We start from the raw sequence: 19,119 nt of genomic DNA on the forward strand, positions 1-19,119 counted from the left end.
TACACTTGGCACGATTTCAAATCGAGGTAGGAATGGCGTGAGCCACGTAGAAGTTGCTATTCAGCGTTAAAACGCCTCCTACACTCGGCACGATTCCAAATCGAGGTAGGAATGGCGTGAGCCATGAATGCAGCATTCGCTAATGCACTTTGGTATTAAGAAAGCGCGCAATCTTGGCCCATCAAGGCTAAGTAACAGCACAAGCCTCATCTGAGCGACACTTCGACTCTATCACCGTGACTGGGGGATGTTGAAGTGACAATAAAATGAAGCGCTTCAGAGCCTTGATTACTTAATTGATGAACTTTGCCTGCGCTGAGATGTAAACCATTGGTATTTTTAAACGACAAAAAAGGCGCCATAAGGCGCCTCTTCATTTAGCTAACTAATAGCTTACTCTGAAGGTTGAGCAGCTTTAGGTACTTTTACATCAGCTTGCGCTTTGAGTGCAGCAATAAATACCATATAGTTTTTATTTACTTGCGCCATTGTGATGTTTTGTTTTTGTTGCTCATTAATATCACTGCTTTGAGCTTCATTCACCGCTTTAAGCGCAACAATCGCAGAGTCACCATTATTTAAATCAACAACATCTGTCACGGGTGCACCTTGTGGGTGTGCCATTCTAAATGCCTGTTGAACAATAGCGGGTGAAACGGTGTACGCTTGACGTGCTAACGCCGCTTCTTGGCGAACTTCTAAGCCTTCAGCTGCCGCAATATCGTTTAAGCTTTTACCTGCTTCAATATCTGCATACAGAGTGCGTGCTTTATCTTTAGCAAGTTCAGATGCTTTCTGCGCAACTAACGTCGCTTTGATTTGCTCTGAAACATCTGCAAGTGGCTTCGTCGTTGCTGGTTTGTGATCATTCACTCGAACAACAACAGCATGCTCATCACCCACTTCAATCACTTCTGAGTTCATGCGATCTTCTAACACTTCTGGAGAGAAAATTGCCGCAATAACTTGTGGGTTATTAAGTGGCTCTGGTAATGCGTTACGCGTTACTAGCTCTGTTTTTTGAACTTCAACACCTGCCGCTTCTGCTGCATCGTTTAATGTGTCAGAGATTTCAAACGCTAATTCACCCATTTCTGTTTGCTTCTCATAGAAAGCATTCACTTTCTTAGAACGCTCCAGCTCAGCACGTAACTCGCCTTTTACGTCAGCATAAGGTTTTACTTGCTGTGTTTGAATATCTGTCAGTTTGATGATGTGATAACCAAACTCAGATTCTACAACATCAGAAATGTCACCTTTGTTTGCAAGTGCATATGTTGCCTCTTCAAACGCAGGGTCCATCATGTCGCGTTCTATCCAATCAAGATCACCGCCCATCTCAGCACTCACGACATCGTCTGATGACGACTCAGCAAGCTGCGCAAAGTCTGCACCATTTTTAAGTTGTGCAAGTAACTCTTCTGCTTTCGCTTTTGCAGCATCATCGTCTTCACTATTATCAATTAAGATATGTGAAACACGGCGTTTTTCTGGCTCAATATATTGCGCGCTATTTTGATCGTAATACGCTTTTACATCTTCTTCTGACACGCTTGAATCTAGGCTCAGATTCGCCGCATTTAAATCAATGTAGCTCACTGATACTTGCTCAGGTGCTAAAAACTGCGGTTGATTTAGGTCATAGTAATCAGCAATTTCTTGTTCACTTACTTCAACGCCTTCTTGTAACGACTCTTTAGTAACAACAAGGTAATCGATACTACGCGTTTGTTGTTGAAGTGCAACACTATTGTTTAATTCGTTTTCTAATACGAAATCAGTTCCTGCAACAGCACCCACAAGTTGGCTACGCGTCATATCTTCACGTAGATACTCTCTAAAAGTATCTGGTTGAAAGTTCATTTGACGAAGTACTTGTAGATAGCGGTCGTTATTAAACTGGCCACCCACTTGAAAGTAAGGCATTTCTAAAATAGCTTTACGAACACTTTCGTCACTAACACGAAGACCTAATTCTGCCGCTAGTTGAGTTTGCAATTCTTGTTGTACTAAACGGTCAATTACGCCTTGGCGGATTTGTGCCATGTAATTTGGATCGGCTGCGATTTGCGCAAAATATTCACCAAATTGTTGCTCTAAACGATTACGCTCATTTTGATAAGCACGGCTGAATTCGGTTTGGCTAATTTTAACTCCATTTACTTCTGCAACGGGTTGCTCTGTGGTTTGTCCTAAATAACCACCGATCCCAGCTAAAGCAAAAGATAAAATCACCGCGCCTAAAATAATTTTGGCTGCAGGTCCCTGCGAACCTTCTCTGATTTTCTCAAGCATTTATCTATCTCTATTCTGATCAGGTACAAATTAACCCTGCTCATGTAAAAAAAGCGTATCTTACCAGATACGCTTTTTCACTTGAAGTAACTGGTGCTAAGTTACCTAATTCAATTTAAGTGTGATTAGGTATCTCTCACCTTACTAATCTTTTGCTGATTAGTTTACTGCGTCTTTCAGCGCTTTACCTGCTTTGAAAGAAGGAATGTTTGCTGCTGCAATCTGGATAGCTTCACCAGTTTGTGGGTTACGACCTGAACGCGCTGCACGCTCACGTACTGAGAAAGTACCAAAGCCAACTAGCGCCACTGAATCGCCATCTTTAAGAGCGCCTGAAACAGCCTCGATGAATGAATCTAGTGCACGACCAGCAGCCGCTTTAGAAATGTCAGCATCAGCTGCGATTTGATCGATTAATTGAGATTTATTCACAATATCATCCTCTTTCATTGTTATTATCAAGAGCGATTGTTTTTTTAATTAACATCACTGTTTTGAAAATTTATGAGCAAGTTAAGTTTATGCTCAGGTTATTATATTTTTCTCAACCCTAGGCCACATAAGGCCTAGGCTTGAAAACTAGTGCTTAACTTATCATACCCTTTGTATTTGAAAAGCCCCTAAAAGCACTTTTTTGCTGTTTTTTACTGGTTTTTTTCAGTTTCGACTGAAAAACTCTCTACTGGGTGCTTCAAAGCTATCTTTAAAACGTCATCAATCCATGTAACTGGGTGAATTTCAAGACCCTCTAAAACGTTATCAGGGATCTCTTTTAAGTCACGTTCGTTAATTTTTGGAATAATAACGGTTTTAATACCGCCACGGTGGGCTGCTAAAAGTTTCTCTTTTAAGCCACCTATTGGAAGTACTTCACCACGTAAAGTGATTTCACCCGTCATGGCAACATCAGAACGTACCGGGTTACCCGTTAAGCTCGATACTAAACCTGTCACCATGGCAATACCCGCACTTGGGCCATCTTTGGGTGTTGCACCTTCAGGCACGTGGACATGTATGTCACGTTTTTCGTAAAAGTCACTATTGATACGCAATTTATCCGCGCGATTACGCACCACAGTCATTGCTGCTTGAATTGACTCTTGCATCACATCGCCCAGCGATCCCGTGTACGTTAGTTTGCCTTTACCAGGCACTGCGGCTGACTCAATCGTTAATAAGTCTCCGCCTACTTCAGTCCACGCTAAACCCGTTACTTGGCCTATACGATCGCCATCTTCTGCTTTACCGTAATCAAAGCGCTGCACACCTAAGAATTCTTCTAGGTTGTCTTCGTCAATGGTGACTTTCTTAATGTCTTTATTAAGCAAAATATTTTTCACTGCTTTACGACACAGCTTAGACACTTCACGTTCAAGATTACGCACACCAGCTTCGCGGGTGTAGTAGCGAATAATGCCAATGATGGCGCTATCTTCAATCTCAACTTCGCTATCTTTAAGACCATTACGCTTAACTTGCTTTGGAATTAAATGCTGCTTGGCAATATTTAGCTTCTCATCTTCGGTGTAGCCCGATAAACGAATTACTTCCATACGGTCTAATAATGGACCCGGAATATTAAAGCTATTTGATGTAGCAACAAACATTACATCAGATAAATCGTAATCGACTTCTAAATAGTGATCAGCAAAATGGCTGTTTTGTTCTGGGTCTAATACCTCAAGCAATGCTGAAGCTGGGTCACCACGCATATCAGAAGACATCTTGTCGATTTCGTCTAATAAGAACAGTGGGTTTTTAACCCCAACTTTGGTCATGTTCTGAATCAACTTACCTGGCATTGAACCAATGTAAGTACGACGATGACCACGTATTTCAGCTTCATCGCGTACGCCACCTAAAGCCATACGAACATATTTACGACCCGTAGAGCGCGCAATAGACTGTCCTAGTGATGTTTTACCCACACCCGGTGGACCGACGAGGCACAAAATTGGGCCTTTTAATTTATTAGTACGCTGTTGTACTGCAAGATACTCAATAATACGTTCTTTGACTTTGTCTAAACCGTAATGGTCGGTATCAAGAATTTTTTGCGCACCCGCTAAGTCTTTTTTCACTTTAGAGCGTTTTTTCCATGGCACATTGATAAGCGTATCAATATATGAACGAACCACGGTGGCTTCTGCCGACATAGGCGACATCATTTTCAGCTTCGCAAGTTCAGCACTTGCTTTCTCTTGCGCTTCTTTTGGCATGCCCGATTCTTCGATACGCTTTTTAATTGCTTCGAATTCATCTGGTACATCATCCAGCTCGCCAAGCTCTTTTTGAATCGCTTTCATTTGCTCGTTGAGGTAGTACTCACGCTGCGATTTTTCCATCTGCTTTTTAACGCGAGTACGAATTTTCTTCTCAACTTGCAGTAAGTCTATCTCACCTTCCATCAAGGCCATTAAGTACTCAAGACGTTCTGTTACATTAGAAATCTCAAGTACTTTTTGTTTTTCTGGCACTTTAAGTGGCATATGCGCTGCCATCGTATCTGCTAAACGTGCAGCCTCATCGATTCCCGACACAGAAGTTAGTACTTCAGGTGGGATTTTCTTATTGAGTTTCACATAGCCTTCAAATTGGCTAATAGCGCTACGAATAAAGATATCTTGCTCTTGCTCATCAATGTGGCTTGATTCAATGAACTGCGCCTCAGCAACGAAGAAATCATCGTTATCTAAAAACGTTTCGACGCTCGCACGCTGCGTGCCTTCTACAAGCACTTTAACGGTGCCATCAGGTAGCTTTAATAACTGAAGTACTGTGGCTATGGTACCAACACGGTAGATATCATCTTGTTGCGGATCATCAACAGAGGCGTCTTTTTGCGCCACTAGGAAAATTTGTTTGTCTTTGTCCATCGCCGCTTCTAAGCATTTTATTGATTTTTCACGACCAACAAATAGCGGGATCACCATGTGCGGGTATACCACTACATCGCGCAGTGCCAACACGGGGATTTCAACTCGATCTGTTCTCTCAAGCGTCATTATATTCTCTTCGCACTTCATTTATTTTAAAGATTACTCAAGTATATGGGGATATGTAAGGGAAAGTTCAACATATTTATAAAAAAAGGAGCCATTGGCTCCTTTTTTATGTTTAACTGCTTAAATTTTGAACTATTTCAAATTTATTCAGATGCCGCTTTGTCTTGATTACCACTTTGGTAAATCAAAATTGGGTCTGACTCACCTTTAATAACCGTTTCGTCAATTACCACTTTGCTTACATCATCCATCGAAGGAAGTTCATACATGGTATCAAGTAATACACCTTCTACGATTGAACGTAAGCCACGTGCACCTGTTTTACGCTCCATTGCTTTGTGCGCAATCGCTGATAAAGCATCTTCACGGAACTCAAGCTCAACATCTTCCATTGCGAACAATGCAGAGAACTGTTTAGTTAAAGCATTTTTAGGTTCGCTTAGAATTTGAATCAGTGCGGCTTCATCCAGCTCTGTTAACGTTGCAACAACCGGTAGACGACCAATGAACTCAGGAATTAAACCGTACTTCACCAGATCTTCAGGCTCAACATCTTTAAATGTCTCACTTAAGCTGCGGCTGCCAGATGATTGTTTAACTTCAGCACCAAAGCCAATACCCGTATTTTTGTGACTACGCTGCTCAATCACTTTATCTAGGCCTGCGAATGCACCCCCACAGATAAATAAGATTTTCGACGTATCAACTTGTAAAAACTCTTGCTGCGGATGCTTACGACCGCCTTGCGGTGGTACAGAGGCAACCGTGCCTTCAATCAGTTTTAAAAGTGCTTGTTGCACACCTTCGCCTGATACATCGCGGGTGATTGATGGGTTGTCTGATTTACGAGAAATCTTGTCAATTTCATCAATATAAACAATACCACGTTGCGCTTTTTCGACGTCGTAATCACATTTTTGCAGTAATTTTTGAATAATATTTTCGACGTCTTCACCCACATAACCGGCTTCGGTTAGTGTTGTGGCATCAGCCATAGTGAATGGCACATCAAGTAAACGAGCCATCGTTTCTGCAAGTAATGTTTTACCACTACCTGTTGGACCAATTAACAAGATATTACTTTTACCAAGTTCAATATCAGCGTTGATGGTTTGATTACGAAGACGTTTATAGTGATTGTATACCGCAACCGACAGTACTTTTTTCGCGTGGTCTTGGCCAATCACATAATCATCTAAGTGATTACGAATTTCTTTCGGCACAGGCAGTTTATCAGACGCGCTATGTTTCGGCGCAATGTCTTTGATCTCTTCCCTGATTATATCGTTACACAGCTCAACACATTCATCACAAATGTATACTGAAGGGCCTGCAATTAATTTGCGAACTTCATGCTGGCTTTTGCCACAAAAAGAGCAGTATAACAATTTATTACTTTTGTCGCCGTCTGTAGGAGTGTCAGACATTCAGCTACCTCATTTTTTACGTTGGCAGCAGCACGCAACTGCTGCTAATTCACTATGGTTAACTATATCAAAGAATATAAGTTTTCGCATAGTAAAGGGTGATAGCTAATAATACGATATCATTAGCTATTCAGATTACTTTGTTTCGCGACTAGAAAATACTGAATCAACGAGACCGTATTCAACCGCTTCGCTTGCACTCATAAAGTTGTCACGGTCGGTATCGCGTGATACCACGTCTAACGGCTGACCCGTATGCTCAGCCATCAAGCGATTTAGCTTATCTTTAATTGATAAAATTTCACGAGCATGAATTTCGAAATCAGACGCCTGACCTTGGAAACCACCAAGTGGTTGGTGAATCATCACACGCGAGTTAGGTAAACAAAAACGTTTGCCTTTAGCGCCACCTGATAGCAAGAAGGCTCCCATGCTCGCCGCTTGACCAACACAAATAGTACTGACATCTGGCTTAATGAAATTCATTGTATCGTAAATCGCCATGCCTGCAGTGACCGAGCCACCTGGCGAGTTGATATAAAGATAAATATCTTTTTCTGGATTTTCTGACTCTAAAAACAGCATTTGCGCAAGAATCAAGTTTGCCATGTTATCTTCAACTTGGCCTGTTAAGAAAATAATGCGCTCTTTTAAAAGACGTGAGTAAATATCATATGAGCGCTCACCCTTTGCTGTTTGCTCAACAACCATAGGGACTAATGCGTTTAGAGGGTCTATCATACCGCTGTTCATTCTTATTTAATTCCTTATCCGCTGCGACTCATCCTTACTATAAGGAAAGCACATTTATACTAATGTTAATTTACGCGTATTTTCAATCTATTTAAGTATATGCGAACACAAAGATGTATTTTCAATCCTTTATGTTTAATGTTGCGCATTAACATAAGTATTGTTGGTTTTGGTGAAACTGGCCACCACAAACTAAAATGGCCCGAGTACGCTGTATAAATACAGTGTAACACGAGCCATTTAATCGCTAGCGAGAGCTTAAGTCAATGACTTATTAAGCACCTTGCTGTGGATTCATGATGTCGTCGAATGCTTTTTCAACGTCAGTCACGTTTGCTTTAGCTAGGATAGCTTCAACTGCTTGCTCTTCCATCGCTACGTTGCGCATTTGCTGCATTAGTTGATCATTTGCTTTGTAGTATTCTACTACTTCAGTTGGATCTTCGTATGCAGAAGCTACTGTTGCAATTAACTCTTCAACTTTTGCGTCATCAACTTTAAGCTCGTTCGCTTTAATCACTTCACCTAGTAATAGGCCAGTTTTAACGCGAGTTACAGCTTGCTCATGGAATAACTCAGCTGGAAGCTCAGGCATGTTTTGAGCGTTGCCGCCAAAACGTTGTGCCGCTTGTTGACGTAGAGCATCAATTTCTTGATCTACTAGTGCTTTTGGCACGTCGATTTCGTTGTTCGCTAAAAGACCTTTGATAGCTTGGTCTTTCACGTTAGCTTTAACCGCTTGGTCAAGCTCACGTGACATGTTTTTCTTAACTTCTTCTTTCAGTGCATCAACGCCGCCTTCAGCAACACCGAATTTAGTTGCGAACTCTTCGTTAAGCTCAGGAAGCTCTTGAGTTTCAACTTTCTTCACAGTAATAGTGAAAGAAGCCGCTTTACCTTTTAGGTTTTCAGCGTGATATTCTTCAGGGAATGTTACTTCAGCAACAACTTCTTCGCCCGCTTTTTTGCCAACGATGTTGTCTTCGAAACCTGGGATCATACGACCTTGACCAAGTTCTAGAGGGAAGTCTTCAGCTTTACCGCCTTCAAACTCTTCACCATCGATAGAACCAACGAAGTCGATAGTTACACGATCTTTTTCACCTGCAGCAGCGTCAACTTCAGTCCACGATGCGTGTTGCTTACGTAACGTTTCTAGCATGTTAGCTAGGTCTTCGTCAGTAACAGAAACAGCTGGTTTTTCAACGTTAATTTTATCTAGACCTTGAATTTCAACTTCAGGGTACACTTCAAACGTTGCATCGAATTCTAAATCTTTACCTGCTTCTAACGCTTTTGGTGCGAAAGTTGGTGCACCCGCTGGGTTGATTTTTTCAGAAACGATTGCTTCGATGTAGTTGCGTTGCATTAATTCGCCCGCAACTTCTTGACGTACTGCAGCACCGTAACGTTTGTTGATGATAGACGCTGGAACTTTACCAGGACGGAAACCATCGATACGCTGGGTTTTAGACAGTTGTTGTAAGCGTTTTTTTACTTCAGTCTCAACGTTCTCTGCAGGAACGGTGATGGTCAGACGGCGCTCAAGGCCTTGAGTCGTCTCAACAGAAACTTGCATGATTTACCTCAATCTTCAATTTTGGCGACTGTTCGCCTTCCTTACAAACAAGGTGATCTCCATGAGTGATAGCAAGTTTTAACGCTGAAAAATTCAACTTAAAACGACGCATTGTAACCATGAGATACCATTGCTGCTCTGCCCCTATGGGCACTATGTTAAACAATAGACGCGGCATTATAACCTAATATTTTTGATAGTCGAGTCTAGGGGGCAATTATTTGGTCTATATAGCGGCAATCAGCGTTTAAACGAACAAAAAACGAACGTAAAATTATCAGCAAAGTAAGGTGATTAATTAAATCAGAATGTTTAAAAAGGGAATGACTAAACGGTATTAATTTAGCGCATGAAACGCTCAGATTACCAAGATGAATATACTAGTAGAAAGTGGTCGGCGATGCAGGATTTGAACCTGCGACCCCTTGGACCCAAACCAAGTGCGCTACCAAACTGCGCTAATCGCCGATATAAAGAGAAGTTTTAAAAATACAACCACAGTGAAAGTGGTCGGCGATGCAGGATTTGAACCTGCGACCCCTTGGACCCAAACCAAGTGCGCTACCAAACTGCGCTAATCGCCGATACTGTGTGTAAATTGGGGTGACTGATGGGGCTCGAACCCACGACAACCGGAATCACAATCCGGGGCTCTACCAACTGAGCTACAATCACCACGGCATTTACATATTTTCAAATGGCGCACCCGGAAGGATTCGAACCTTCGACCAACGCCTTAGAAGGGCGTTGCTCTATCCAGCTGAGCTACGGGCGCATCGAAAACTTCAAAAGTTTGCCTGTAAGCAACCGCTTCTTGAAGAAGAAGTGGTCGGCGATGCAGGATTTGAACCTGCGACCCCTTGGACCCAAACCAAGTGCGCTACCAAACTGCGCTAATCGCCGATGCTTACTATTGTTTGCGAGTGACCTCGTTAACAACGGGGTGCATAATAGTGATTTGGCCGAGTCAGGTCAAACATTTTTTTAAGAAAATAATTCAATCGGTCACTTTTAGTTCATAATGGTTAAATATTGCAAATATAAGCTAAAATTTGAACTCTTTTTTATAAATAGACGCTTTATATCATATTGCATCTTGGCGCTATGCAGCTTTTCTGCGAAAATACGCAGCATAATAAAATATGATCAAACAAACGTGTTTGTTATATCCATGCCCCTTATTCGGATGATCATATTTTGATGTATCAGTATCAAGTTAACTAACCCCAATGAAAGGTCACCCATGACGGCAAACATCATCGATGGTAAGGCAATAGCTAAACAAGTACGCAGTAATGTGGCAGAACGAGTTGCAGCGCGTGTTGCAAACGGTTTACGTGCTCCAGGACTCGCAGTCGTGTTAGTTGGTCAAGATCCAGCAAGCCAAGTATATGTAGGTTCAAAACGCAAAGCCTGTGAAGAAGTCGGCTTTGTTTCTAAATCTTACGATTTACCTGGCGACACGACAGAGCAAGACTTACTCGCATTAATTGATCAACTTAATGAAGACAAAGAAGTAGACGGCATTTTAGTTCAACTTCCTTTGCCGCAAGGTCTTGATGCAGAGAAGATTCTTGAACGTATTACCCCTCATAAAGATGTTGATGGTTTCCATCCTTATAACATTGGCCGTTTAGCACAGCGTATGCCAGCACTTCGCCCCTGTACACCTAAAGGGATTATTACCCTACTCGACTCTACGGGTGTGCGTTATAAAGGCATGCATGCGGTTGTGGTTGGTGCATCGAACATTGTTGGTCGTCCTATGTCACTTGAGTTACTGCTTGCCGGTTGTACAACAACGGTGTGTCATAAATTCACGCAAGATTTAGAAACTCATGTGCGTCGTGCAGACTTATTGGTGGTGGCTGTAGGTAAACCAGAATTTATTCCTGGTGACTGGGTTAAAGAAGGCGCTATCGTCATTGATGTAGGTATTAACCGCCTTGAATCTGGCAAACTTGTGGGTGATGTTCAATATGATATTGCCGAACAAAAAGCGCACTTCATCACGCCTGTGCCAGGTGGTGTCGGCCCGATGACTGTTGCAAGCCTCATTGAGAACACCCTTGAAGCATGTGAAAAATATCACAGCTAATAATGATTGATTGTAAAAAGGGTTGCCACATGGCAACCCTTTTTTATTGTGAAACGAATACGTTTACACGCGTTTAAGTTTTAGCATTTGCGGCAACACCGAAAAAATAATCATCGTAAACATAATCAGATACTGCCATGGTTGGTATTGCTCATTTAATAAAATAATTGCACAGATGATCCCTGCAATTGGATTCGCAATCGTGCCAAACGAAAATTCAGCCACACTCATACGCCCAAGTAACCATACATATAAAATATAGGCAATCGCTGTATTGGGCACAATAAGCCAAAATAATGCACTGTATTGTAGCGTTGAAATAGGCTCAAAAACGCTGTGGTAATTTGTTGGATTAATGAAGCTGCCGTCTATGACCGCAGCGAGTAATAAAATAGTACCGCCAATAATTAACTGCCATGTAAGCACCACCCACCAATGAATACTGACTGATAAGGTTTGTACAAGGGTACTGCCAATCACAATCGTCAGTAATGCCCCCAATAAAGCACCGACACCCAGTGCATTTAAAGCGACATAAGCGGGGTCGAACAATAACCATGCAAGCACGACTAATACGGCTGCACTAATAGCTTGAGGCTTTGCAGGTCGCTGTCCTTTTGCTATCCATGCATATAAAAGTGCGACCACGGGGACCGACACCATGCCAACACCTGCAATTGCTGCAGGAAGATTAATCGCCATAATAAAGATAAACGCAAAAAACAGGGCGATGTTTATAGCGCCTAAAACGAGTAAGCTGGGCCATTGACGCGCGCGAGGAAAGCTTGGTTTTATTAATAATAAAAGTAACCCTGCGGGTAATGCGCGTAACGCACCTAATAATAACGGCGGCCAATCAGGGGTCGCATATTTTGTCACCGCATAAGTTGTACCCCATAAAAAAGCGGGGATCATGGCAAGAAAAATATTCAATGTAAGTCCTTGTAAATGCACAATAGCGATAAAATAAAACCTCAACCTTTATTGAGGTCAATACTTAAAAATAAAAAACTAAAAACAAAAAAGGCTGCCAATATGGCAACCTTTTGTCGGTTTCAATTTTAGCTTAGTGTTTACGCTTTACGCCACGTTGTTTTTCCAGCAGAGTCTTCAAGCACCACACCTAACGCATTTAGCGCATCACGTGCTTCATCAGCAGCGGCCCAATCTTTGTTAGCGCGGGCTTCATTACGTTGTATGATTAAGGCCTCAATCTGTGCTACTTCGTCATCGTCTTGACCGCCTTGTAGGAAGGCTTCTGGGTCTTGCTGCGCAACACCTAATACTTCGGCAATACTACGAAGCACAAAAGCTAATTTTCCAGCTTGCTCTGCATCGCTGTCTTTCACACGGTTAAGCTCTTTTGCTAATTCAAATAACACAGGTAAAGCTTCAGGTGTATTGAAGTCATCGTCCATTGCTTTTCTGAATTTTGTAACGTATTCATTGTCGGCTAATTCACACTCAACAGGTGTTACACCGCGTAATGCCGTGTAAATGCGCTCTAATGAAGAACGTGCTTGCTCAAGGTTCTCTTGCGAGTAATTAAGTTGGCTGCGGTAATGACCCGAAATTAAGAAATAACGAACCGACTCAGCATCGTACTCTGTTAGTACGTCACGTACGGTAAAGAAGTTGTTCAATGACTTAGACATCTTCTCTTTATTTACCTGCACCATGCCTGTATGGATCCAGGTATTTACGTACTTACCGTTGTTTGCACAGCATGATTGAGCAATTTCGTTTTCGTGGTGAGGGAACTGTAAATCTGATCCTCCCCCATGAATATCAAAATGCTCACCTAAATGTTTAGAGCTCATTGCCGAACACTCAATATGCCAACCAGGACGACCCTCACCCCATGGCGATGACCACGAAGGCTCACCTGGCTTGGCTCTTTTCCAAAGTACGAAATCAAGCGGATCTTGCTTATCTTGCGCAACTTCAACACGCGAACCCGCTTGCAACATAGTTAAGTCTTGCTGTGAAAGTGCGCCGTATTGCTCAAATGTTGATACATCAAACAATACATCGCCGTCAGCTGCTACGTAAGCATGACCTTTCGCTATTAAACGCTCAACCATGGCGATGATTTCATCCATGTGGTTGGTTACCGTTGGCTCAACATCAGGACGAAGCATGTTTAAACTATCAAAGTCTTCGTGCATCGCTTTAGTCATACGGACTGTTAAGTCATTTATAGACTCACCGTTTTCATGAGCACGCTTGATTATTTTGTCATCAACGTCCGTAATATTGCGGACATATTTTAAGTCGTAACCAATGTGGCGCAGGTAACGGACAATAACGTCGAAGCCAACAAAAGTACGCGCATGTCCAATGTGACAGTAATCATAAATAGTGATACCACACACATACATGTCGATTTTGCCATCAACAAGGGGTTTAAACTGTTCTTTTTGTCGTGTAAGTGTGTTGTAAATTTGTACCATTTATAAAATGTCCTTAACGGTGTTTCGAGATTCTCTATGGTAACACTTGCAAAGCCACTGCTCTAGCGCTTTATCAATTGAACAAGCACTTTGTTAATCTTCTCAACAAGCACTTTGTTAATCTTAGCTAAGTGCTATAAAATAACGGCATTATTAAACCAGATATAGGAAACCTCATGGTTGTTCTACACACAAACTTTGGTGATATCACCATCAAAATGCACGAAAGCGATGCACCAAACACTGTTAAAAACTTTTTAGAGTATGCAAACGCAGGCTTTTACAACGGCACTATTTTCCACCGTGTAATTGATGGTTTCATGGTTCAAGGCGGTGGTTTTGAGCCAGGTATGGTTCAAAAAGAAGTTAATAACCCTATTCAAAATGAAGCAAACAATGGCCTAGCAAACAAAGTTGGTACATTAGCCATGGCACGTACGCCTGATCCACACTCAGCGACTGCACAGTTCTTTATTAACGTGAACGACAATGATTTCTTAAACTTCAGCAGCGAAACCTCACAAGGTTGGGGTTATTGTGTGTTTGCAGAAGTAGTTGAAGGTATGGACATCGTAAACAAAATCAAAGGTGTTGCGACTGGCAGCGCAGGCTTCCACCAAGACGTACCACTTGAAGATGTAATTATCGAAAAAGTAACTGTTAGCTAAGCTAGCGGTGAGTCTTTATAAGCGGGCTTAAGCCCGCTTTTTTGCGAGTGACTATGAAACAGAGCTATTTTATTGCCGACCTCCATTTAACAGAAAACCGCCCTGATATCACTGCGGCATTCTTTGATTTTCTTGATGAGAAGATTATTAATGATGACGTAGATGCGCTATATATTCTGGGTGATTTTTTTGAAGTTTGGGTTGGTGATGACTATCAAACGACACTTTCAGAACGTGTTGCTGCACACTTAAGACAAGCAGCTGAAAGTGGTACTGAGCTTTTTTTCATACACGGCAATCGAGACTTTATTATGCGTGACGGCTATGCCAACAGCGCCAATATGACGTTGCTGCCTGAACAGGTTGTTATTGATTTATATGGCACGCCGACGGTGCTACTGCATGGCGATGAAATGTGTACTCAAGATATTGAATATCAAAAGTTTCGTAAAAAAAGTCGTGGTTGGTGGTGGCCTAAGCTCATGTTAGCGATGCCACTATGGTACAGAAAGAAAATTGCCCGTAACGCCCGCGAAAAGTCAAAACAAAGCCAAGCAGGTAAAGCACTCGAAATTCTTGATGTAACCGAAGAAGCTGTTCTTGCCATGTTCAAAAAGCACCACGTTGCCAATATGATCCACGGTCATACACACCGCCCAAATGTTCATCATTACACTGTTAATGGTAAAACGTTAATTCGTACTGTGTTAGGTGACTGGTATGAACAAGGCTCATATTTAAGAGTAACCCCCAACAATCAAGAACTCGTCCACACCCCCTTTAAATCGTAAGAATTTTAGCTATGCTTGAACAGAGTCTCCGTTTAAAGCGTGCCGTTTTATGATTACACGATTAACATGCCTGTGCTGCTTACTAGTTTGCTTTACACTCAATAGCCAAACTTGGCGGTTAGTCACAGAGCCTTTCCCACCTTTTCTAATCGATAATAGTGAAAAACCGGGTTGGGTTCATGAGGTGGTTATTGCCGCTTTAAAAAGTCAAAATAAAAAAGCCGTCATTGAATATACACAGTGGGCTCGGGCACTTAAATTAGCCAAACGACATAAGCACATTGCTGTTCTAGGTGCTTTTTACTCAGAAGAGCGAGCCAAAGTATTTTATTATTCAAAACCTCTTGGCTTTGCCAATGTTGTTTTGTTTAAGCGCCAAGATGCCGTAATTCGATACGATGGCTCTCTCGAATCTCTCCTGCCTTACACGATAAGTAAAGGAGAAGATTATGTAAGTAGTGAAGAATTTACGAACAACACAACATTAGGTATTACAACCACACGTGATTTAGTTGAAAGCCTTTACTTGCTTCAGCAAGAACGGGTTGACCTCGTAGCAGGTACGCAAGAAGTGGCTGAATACTGGCTCGCACATAATAGTAAATTACAAAACAGCGATGTGGTTATTACCGCGTTAAAACCCAATATTGCGACTCATCAACTTTATATCATTTCAGCTAAAAGCCATCCTCAATCAATTGAATTTCAAAACGAATTAGAAAAAGGCTTGGTCGAAATAATTAACAATGGCCAAGCAGAAATAATCCTTAATCGTTATCATCTAAGTGACAAAGAAAAACAAGCCTTCTACTCACCATTTATTCGCACTGAGATGCCTTAAGCAGGCACCCCACTGTGAAATTTAAAATCGTCATCAGGCGTTGAAATTAACTCAGCTTCAATGTGCGCAAAAAATTCGACACGCTCGCTGATATCGAACTCACAGATCTCTTGCGCAAGTGTTAAATAGTCTTGGTAATGACGCGCTTCTGAGCGCAGCAATGAAATATAAAAATCACCTAAGCGTTTATCAACATGCGGCGCTAATTTGGCAAAACGTTCACACGAGCGTGCTTCAATGTAGGCACCAATAATTAACTTATCAACTAAGGCATCTGGCTCGTAAGTTTTTACGTGGCGCAGCATCCCTTTGGCATAACGACATGGGGTAATACTTTTATACTCAATGCCATATTCATCCATAATCTCAAGCACTTGATAAAAATGATGCAGCTCTTCTTTAATAAGCATGACCATTTTATCAATGAGATCTTGCCCATAAGGTGAATCCGACTTTGGGATCATCGACTTAGTCAGCTTGTTTTTATCTGCAAGCTCACGCCAATCGCCGTCGCGCTTATAAATAAGTGTTTCAAAGGGCTTTAACCACTCAAGTAACGCATCCGCACTTTCTTTATCAACCGCATACTTACGAATTAAAAACATCGCACTCTGTGCCGCTTTTAATTCACAAATTAAGTGATCGATTAATACGATATCTAAATTTTCTTTTTTGGTTGCCGCAACAATCCACTCATCGGGTGTTTCGCATTGCAAAAATGACTGTATCGGGGCTAATAATGCAGAGTAAGGCACTGATTCTATTCTCATCGTCAAACAAGCGTGCATTTTACCACATAAATATCATTTCACTCCATGACCCAAATCAGGGCAAAAGTAATTTCTTATATGCACTAAAGAGTTACATCTTAACTGAGTATTCGATTATTTCAGCTTCTTGACAAGATTTAATAAGTGAACCATAACTTAATCAAAGCTGTACAAAAATAAAACAGCTCATATTCCTTTTTTACAGGGGCAACAATTATGATTCTAAACCATCTATGGGGCTTATATGCTCATCCACTCGAAGAGTGGCAAACCATTGATAACCGGCATGAAAGCTTGCGTTACAGCTTATCACATATCTTACTTATCGCGTGTATCCCCTCTATTATGGGGTATTACTCTTCAGTTCATTTGGGTTGGAGCATTGGCTCAGGTGAGGCAGTCTTTTTGACCCATGATAGTGCATTGCTTATCGCTGTTGCGATGTATTTTGCACTAATAGTAGGCGTATTTGCGCTGGCCTACCTTGCGCATTGGATGGCCGTTACGTTTGGTGCAAAACCGACCTTTACACAAACTTTGGAACTTGCTGCGTATACGGCAACACCGGTGTTTATGTCATCGCTTGCTGCATTTCTACCCGAGCTGTGGTTTGTCGTGTGTGTAGGCTTGGTCGCGCTTGCTTACTCGGTATATTTACTCTACACAGGGGTGCCCATTTTAATGCATATCCCTGAGGAGCGAGGTTTTATTTATGCCAGTTCAGTGGTCACATGCGGACTGATTTTATTGGTTATTATTTTAGCTGCAACTGCTATTTTGTGGACTAACGGCATTGTCCATCCTATGTTTACCTAACGAGAATTAAATCCTTTCTTTCCACAAACAAAAAAGGAGCTCGCAAGCTCCTTTTTTATTATTCAAGCGAGTTGCTAATTAATCAGCACCATTCTCTTCTTGATTGTGTAACTCTAAACCTGACGACATTGCATTTTCACGCGTTGATTTCGCTGAATCATTACGTAAGCGGTCAATGCGGTTTAAATAATCCTGATCAATATCACCCGTAATATACTGACCATCAAATACCGATGTTTCAAAACGTGTGATTTCAGGGTTCTCTTGGCTTACTGCCGAGATTAAGTCATCAAGTGACTGATAGATTAGGCCATCTGCACCAATACTTGCATTAATGTCTTCTACTTCACGGCCATGCGCAATCAGCTCAGCAGCCGAAGGCATGTCAATACCGTACACGTTCGGGAAGCGTATTTCAGGCGCTGCTGAAGCAAAGTATACATTTTTAGCACCTGACTCACGTGCCATCTCAACGATTTGCGCTGAGGTAGTGCCACGTACAATTGAGTCATCTACAAGCAGTACATTCTTACCTTTGAACTCACGGTCAATCGCATTTAATTTCTGGCGAACTGACTTTTTACGCATTTCTTGGCCAGGCATGATAAATGTACGACCAATATAACGGTTTTTAACGAAACCTTGACGGTATGGCAAGTTAAGTACAGAAGCAATTTCCAGTGCGACATCACATGATGTTTCAGGAATAGGGATCACAACGTCAATGTCTTTATCGGCCCATTCACGTGCAATTTTTTCACCGAGTTTGGTACCCATGTTGACACGCGTTGCATACACTGACATACGGTCAATGTTTGAATCTGGGCGTGCAAAGTAAACAAACTCAAAAATACAAGGCGAGTAACTCGTTTTTTCAGCACAAGGTTGAGAGAAAAGCTGACCGTCTTCAGTCACATAAATCGCTTCGCCTGGCGCAACATCACGTACAAACTCAAAACCGTCTGTTTTTAATGCAACGCTTTCTGATGCAAACATATATTCTGTGCCGTTTGCCGTTTCACGCTTACCAAATACTAACGGACGAATACCATTCGGGTCACGAAAAGCAACAATACCGTGGCCGATGATCATTGCTATTGTTGCATAGCCACCATTTACTTTATTGATTACTTCAGTGACAGCATCAAAAATGTCTTGTGCTTCAAGCTTTAATTTATTTGGCTTACTTAACTCATGCGCCATGATATTAAGTAAGATTTCAGAGTCTGATGTTGTATTAACATGACGGCGAGCTTCTGAAAATAATTGCTGCTTTAATGCTTCTGCATTTGTTAAGTTACCATTGTGCGCAAGTGCAATACCAAATGGCGAGTTAACATAGAAAGGTTGCGCTTCAGACGAGCTAGATGAACCAGCTGTCGGGTAGCGAACATGGCCAATACCAATCGTTCCTTGTAGACGCTTCATATGACGGGTATGAAATACATCTTTAACTAGGCCATTGGCTTTACGTAAGCTAAACGTGTTGTTTTCAATGGTAATGATGCCAGCTGCATCTTGACCGCGGTGTTGCAAAACAGTTAAGCCATCATATATCGCCTGATTAACAGGAGAAGTTCCGACTATGCCAACGATACCACACATTAAATTTATCCTCGCCGA

The 19,119-nt window shown here is 41.8% G+C and carries 16 protein-coding genes and 5 tRNA genes; 5 read left to right on the plus strand and 16 right to left on the minus strand.

The window, feature by feature from the left end; all coding sequences use genetic code 11:
* Positions 1 to 206: 206 nt before the first annotated feature.
* The 12 genes from BM378_RS20380 to BM378_RS03625 form a co-directional block, all read right to left on the minus strand.
* A complete protein-coding gene (locus tag BM378_RS20380) occupies positions 207 to 362 on the minus strand; it encodes a hypothetical protein (protein ID WP_177222569.1) in 156 nt (51 codons plus the stop codon).
* A gap of 31 nt (positions 363 to 393) precedes the next feature.
* The gene (ppiD, locus tag BM378_RS03570) at positions 394 to 2,295 is read right to left on the minus strand and encodes a peptidylprolyl isomerase (protein WP_074988629.1); all 1,902 of its coding nucleotides are present in this window, start codon (positions 2,293 to 2,295) and stop codon (positions 394 to 396) included.
* Positions 2,296 to 2,454: 159 nt separating this feature from the next.
* Positions 2,455 to 2,751: an HU family DNA-binding protein gene (locus BM378_RS03575; protein ID WP_256213542.1), complete on the minus strand. Its 297-nt coding sequence runs from the start codon at positions 2,749 to 2,751 to the stop codon at positions 2,455 to 2,457.
* A 188-nt stretch (positions 2,752 to 2,939) separates the two neighbouring features.
* Entirely contained in the window at positions 2,940 to 5,300 is a 2,361-nt protein-coding gene (gene lon, locus BM378_RS03580; protein ID WP_036969826.1) for an endopeptidase La, read from the minus strand.
* 143 nt (positions 5,301 to 5,443) lie between these two features.
* Positions 5,444 to 6,727 (minus strand): ATP-dependent protease ATP-binding subunit ClpX, encoded by a 1,284-nt coding sequence (gene clpX, locus BM378_RS03585; RefSeq protein WP_036969827.1) that lies wholly within the window; start codon positions 6,725 to 6,727, stop codon positions 5,444 to 5,446.
* Between the two features lie 135 nt (positions 6,728 to 6,862).
* Positions 6,863 to 7,480: an ATP-dependent Clp endopeptidase proteolytic subunit ClpP gene (gene clpP / locus BM378_RS03590; protein ID WP_036969828.1), complete on the minus strand. Its 618-nt coding sequence runs from the start codon at positions 7,478 to 7,480 to the stop codon at positions 6,863 to 6,865.
* A 274-nt stretch (positions 7,481 to 7,754) separates the two neighbouring features.
* Positions 7,755 to 9,059, minus strand: coding sequence for a trigger factor (gene tig, locus BM378_RS03595; RefSeq protein WP_074988630.1), 1,305 nt, complete (start codon positions 9,057 to 9,059; stop codon positions 7,755 to 7,757).
* A gap of 391 nt (positions 9,060 to 9,450) precedes the next feature.
* Positions 9,451 to 9,527, minus strand: a tRNA-Pro gene (locus BM378_RS03605).
* 39 nt (positions 9,528 to 9,566) lie between these two features.
* Positions 9,567 to 9,643 (minus strand) — tRNA-Pro (locus BM378_RS03610).
* Positions 9,644 to 9,658: 15 nt separating this feature from the next.
* A tRNA-His gene (locus tag BM378_RS03615) sits at positions 9,659 to 9,734 on the minus strand.
* Between the two features lie 23 nt (positions 9,735 to 9,757).
* A tRNA-Arg gene (locus BM378_RS03620) sits at positions 9,758 to 9,834 on the minus strand.
* A gap of 51 nt (positions 9,835 to 9,885) precedes the next feature.
* Positions 9,886 to 9,962: transfer RNA gene (locus BM378_RS03625), tRNA-Pro, on the minus strand.
* Positions 9,963 to 10,302: 340 nt separating this feature from the next.
* Between BM378_RS03625 and folD the strand changes: the two genes are divergently transcribed.
* Positions 10,303 to 11,157 (plus strand): bifunctional methylenetetrahydrofolate dehydrogenase/methenyltetrahydrofolate cyclohydrolase FolD, encoded by an 855-nt coding sequence (folD, locus tag BM378_RS03630; protein ID WP_036969836.1) that lies wholly within the window; start codon positions 10,303 to 10,305, stop codon positions 11,155 to 11,157.
* Between the two features lie 63 nt (positions 11,158 to 11,220).
* Here the strand turns inward: folD and BM378_RS03635 are convergent, their stop codons facing one another.
* Positions 11,221 to 12,090: a DMT family transporter gene (locus BM378_RS03635; RefSeq protein ID WP_036969839.1), complete on the minus strand. Its 870-nt coding sequence runs from the start codon at positions 12,088 to 12,090 to the stop codon at positions 11,221 to 11,223.
* A gap of 140 nt (positions 12,091 to 12,230) precedes the next feature.
* Positions 12,231 to 13,610: a cysteine--tRNA ligase gene (gene cysS, locus BM378_RS03640; RefSeq protein ID WP_074988631.1), complete on the minus strand. Its 1,380-nt coding sequence runs from the start codon at positions 13,608 to 13,610 to the stop codon at positions 12,231 to 12,233.
* A gap of 176 nt (positions 13,611 to 13,786) precedes the next feature.
* Between cysS and BM378_RS03645 the strand changes: the two genes are divergently transcribed.
* Genes BM378_RS03645 through BM378_RS03655 form a run of 3 tightly spaced genes read left to right on the plus strand, consistent with a single transcriptional unit; the run spans position 13,787 to position 15,910 of the window.
* On the plus strand, positions 13,787 to 14,278 hold the full coding sequence (locus BM378_RS03645) for a peptidylprolyl isomerase (protein ID WP_036969841.1): 492 nt from the start codon (positions 13,787 to 13,789) through the stop codon (positions 14,276 to 14,278).
* Positions 14,279 to 14,331: 53 nt separating this feature from the next.
* The gene (locus BM378_RS03650; protein ID WP_074988632.1) at positions 14,332 to 15,069 is read left to right on the plus strand and encodes a UDP-2,3-diacylglucosamine diphosphatase; all 738 of its coding nucleotides are present in this window, start codon (positions 14,332 to 14,334) and stop codon (positions 15,067 to 15,069) included.
* Positions 15,070 to 15,118: 49 nt separating this feature from the next.
* A complete protein-coding gene (locus BM378_RS03655; protein WP_036969846.1) occupies positions 15,119 to 15,910 on the plus strand; it encodes a substrate-binding periplasmic protein in 792 nt (263 codons plus the stop codon).
* On the opposite strand, the gene miaE is transcribed toward BM378_RS03655, so the two are convergent.
* Positions 15,907 to 16,665 carry a tRNA isopentenyl-2-thiomethyl-A-37 hydroxylase MiaE gene (miaE, locus tag BM378_RS03660; protein ID WP_074988700.1) on the minus strand — a complete coding sequence of 253 codons (759 nt, stop codon included), beginning with the start codon at positions 16,663 to 16,665 and terminating at the stop codon, positions 15,907 to 15,909. The two genes, BM378_RS03655 and miaE, sit on opposite strands and share 4 nt — an antisense overlap.
* Positions 16,666 to 16,896: 231 nt before the next feature.
* Between miaE and BM378_RS03665 the strand changes: the two genes are divergently transcribed.
* A complete protein-coding gene (locus tag BM378_RS03665) occupies positions 16,897 to 17,496 on the plus strand; it encodes a Yip1 family protein (RefSeq protein ID WP_036969848.1) in 600 nt (199 codons plus the stop codon).
* Between the two features lie 78 nt (positions 17,497 to 17,574).
* Here BM378_RS03665 and purF read toward each other — a convergent pair whose 3' ends face one another.
* Complete coding sequence (gene purF / locus BM378_RS03670) at positions 17,575 to 19,101, minus strand: amidophosphoribosyltransferase (RefSeq protein WP_065978800.1); 1,527 nt, start codon at positions 19,099 to 19,101, stop codon at positions 17,575 to 17,577.
* Positions 19,102 to 19,119: the final 18 nt, after the last annotated feature.

Origin of the sequence: Pseudoalteromonas lipolytica, assembly GCF_900116435.1 — a bacterium.
GTDB lineage: Bacteria > Pseudomonadota > Gammaproteobacteria > Enterobacterales > Alteromonadaceae > Pseudoalteromonas > Pseudoalteromonas lipolytica.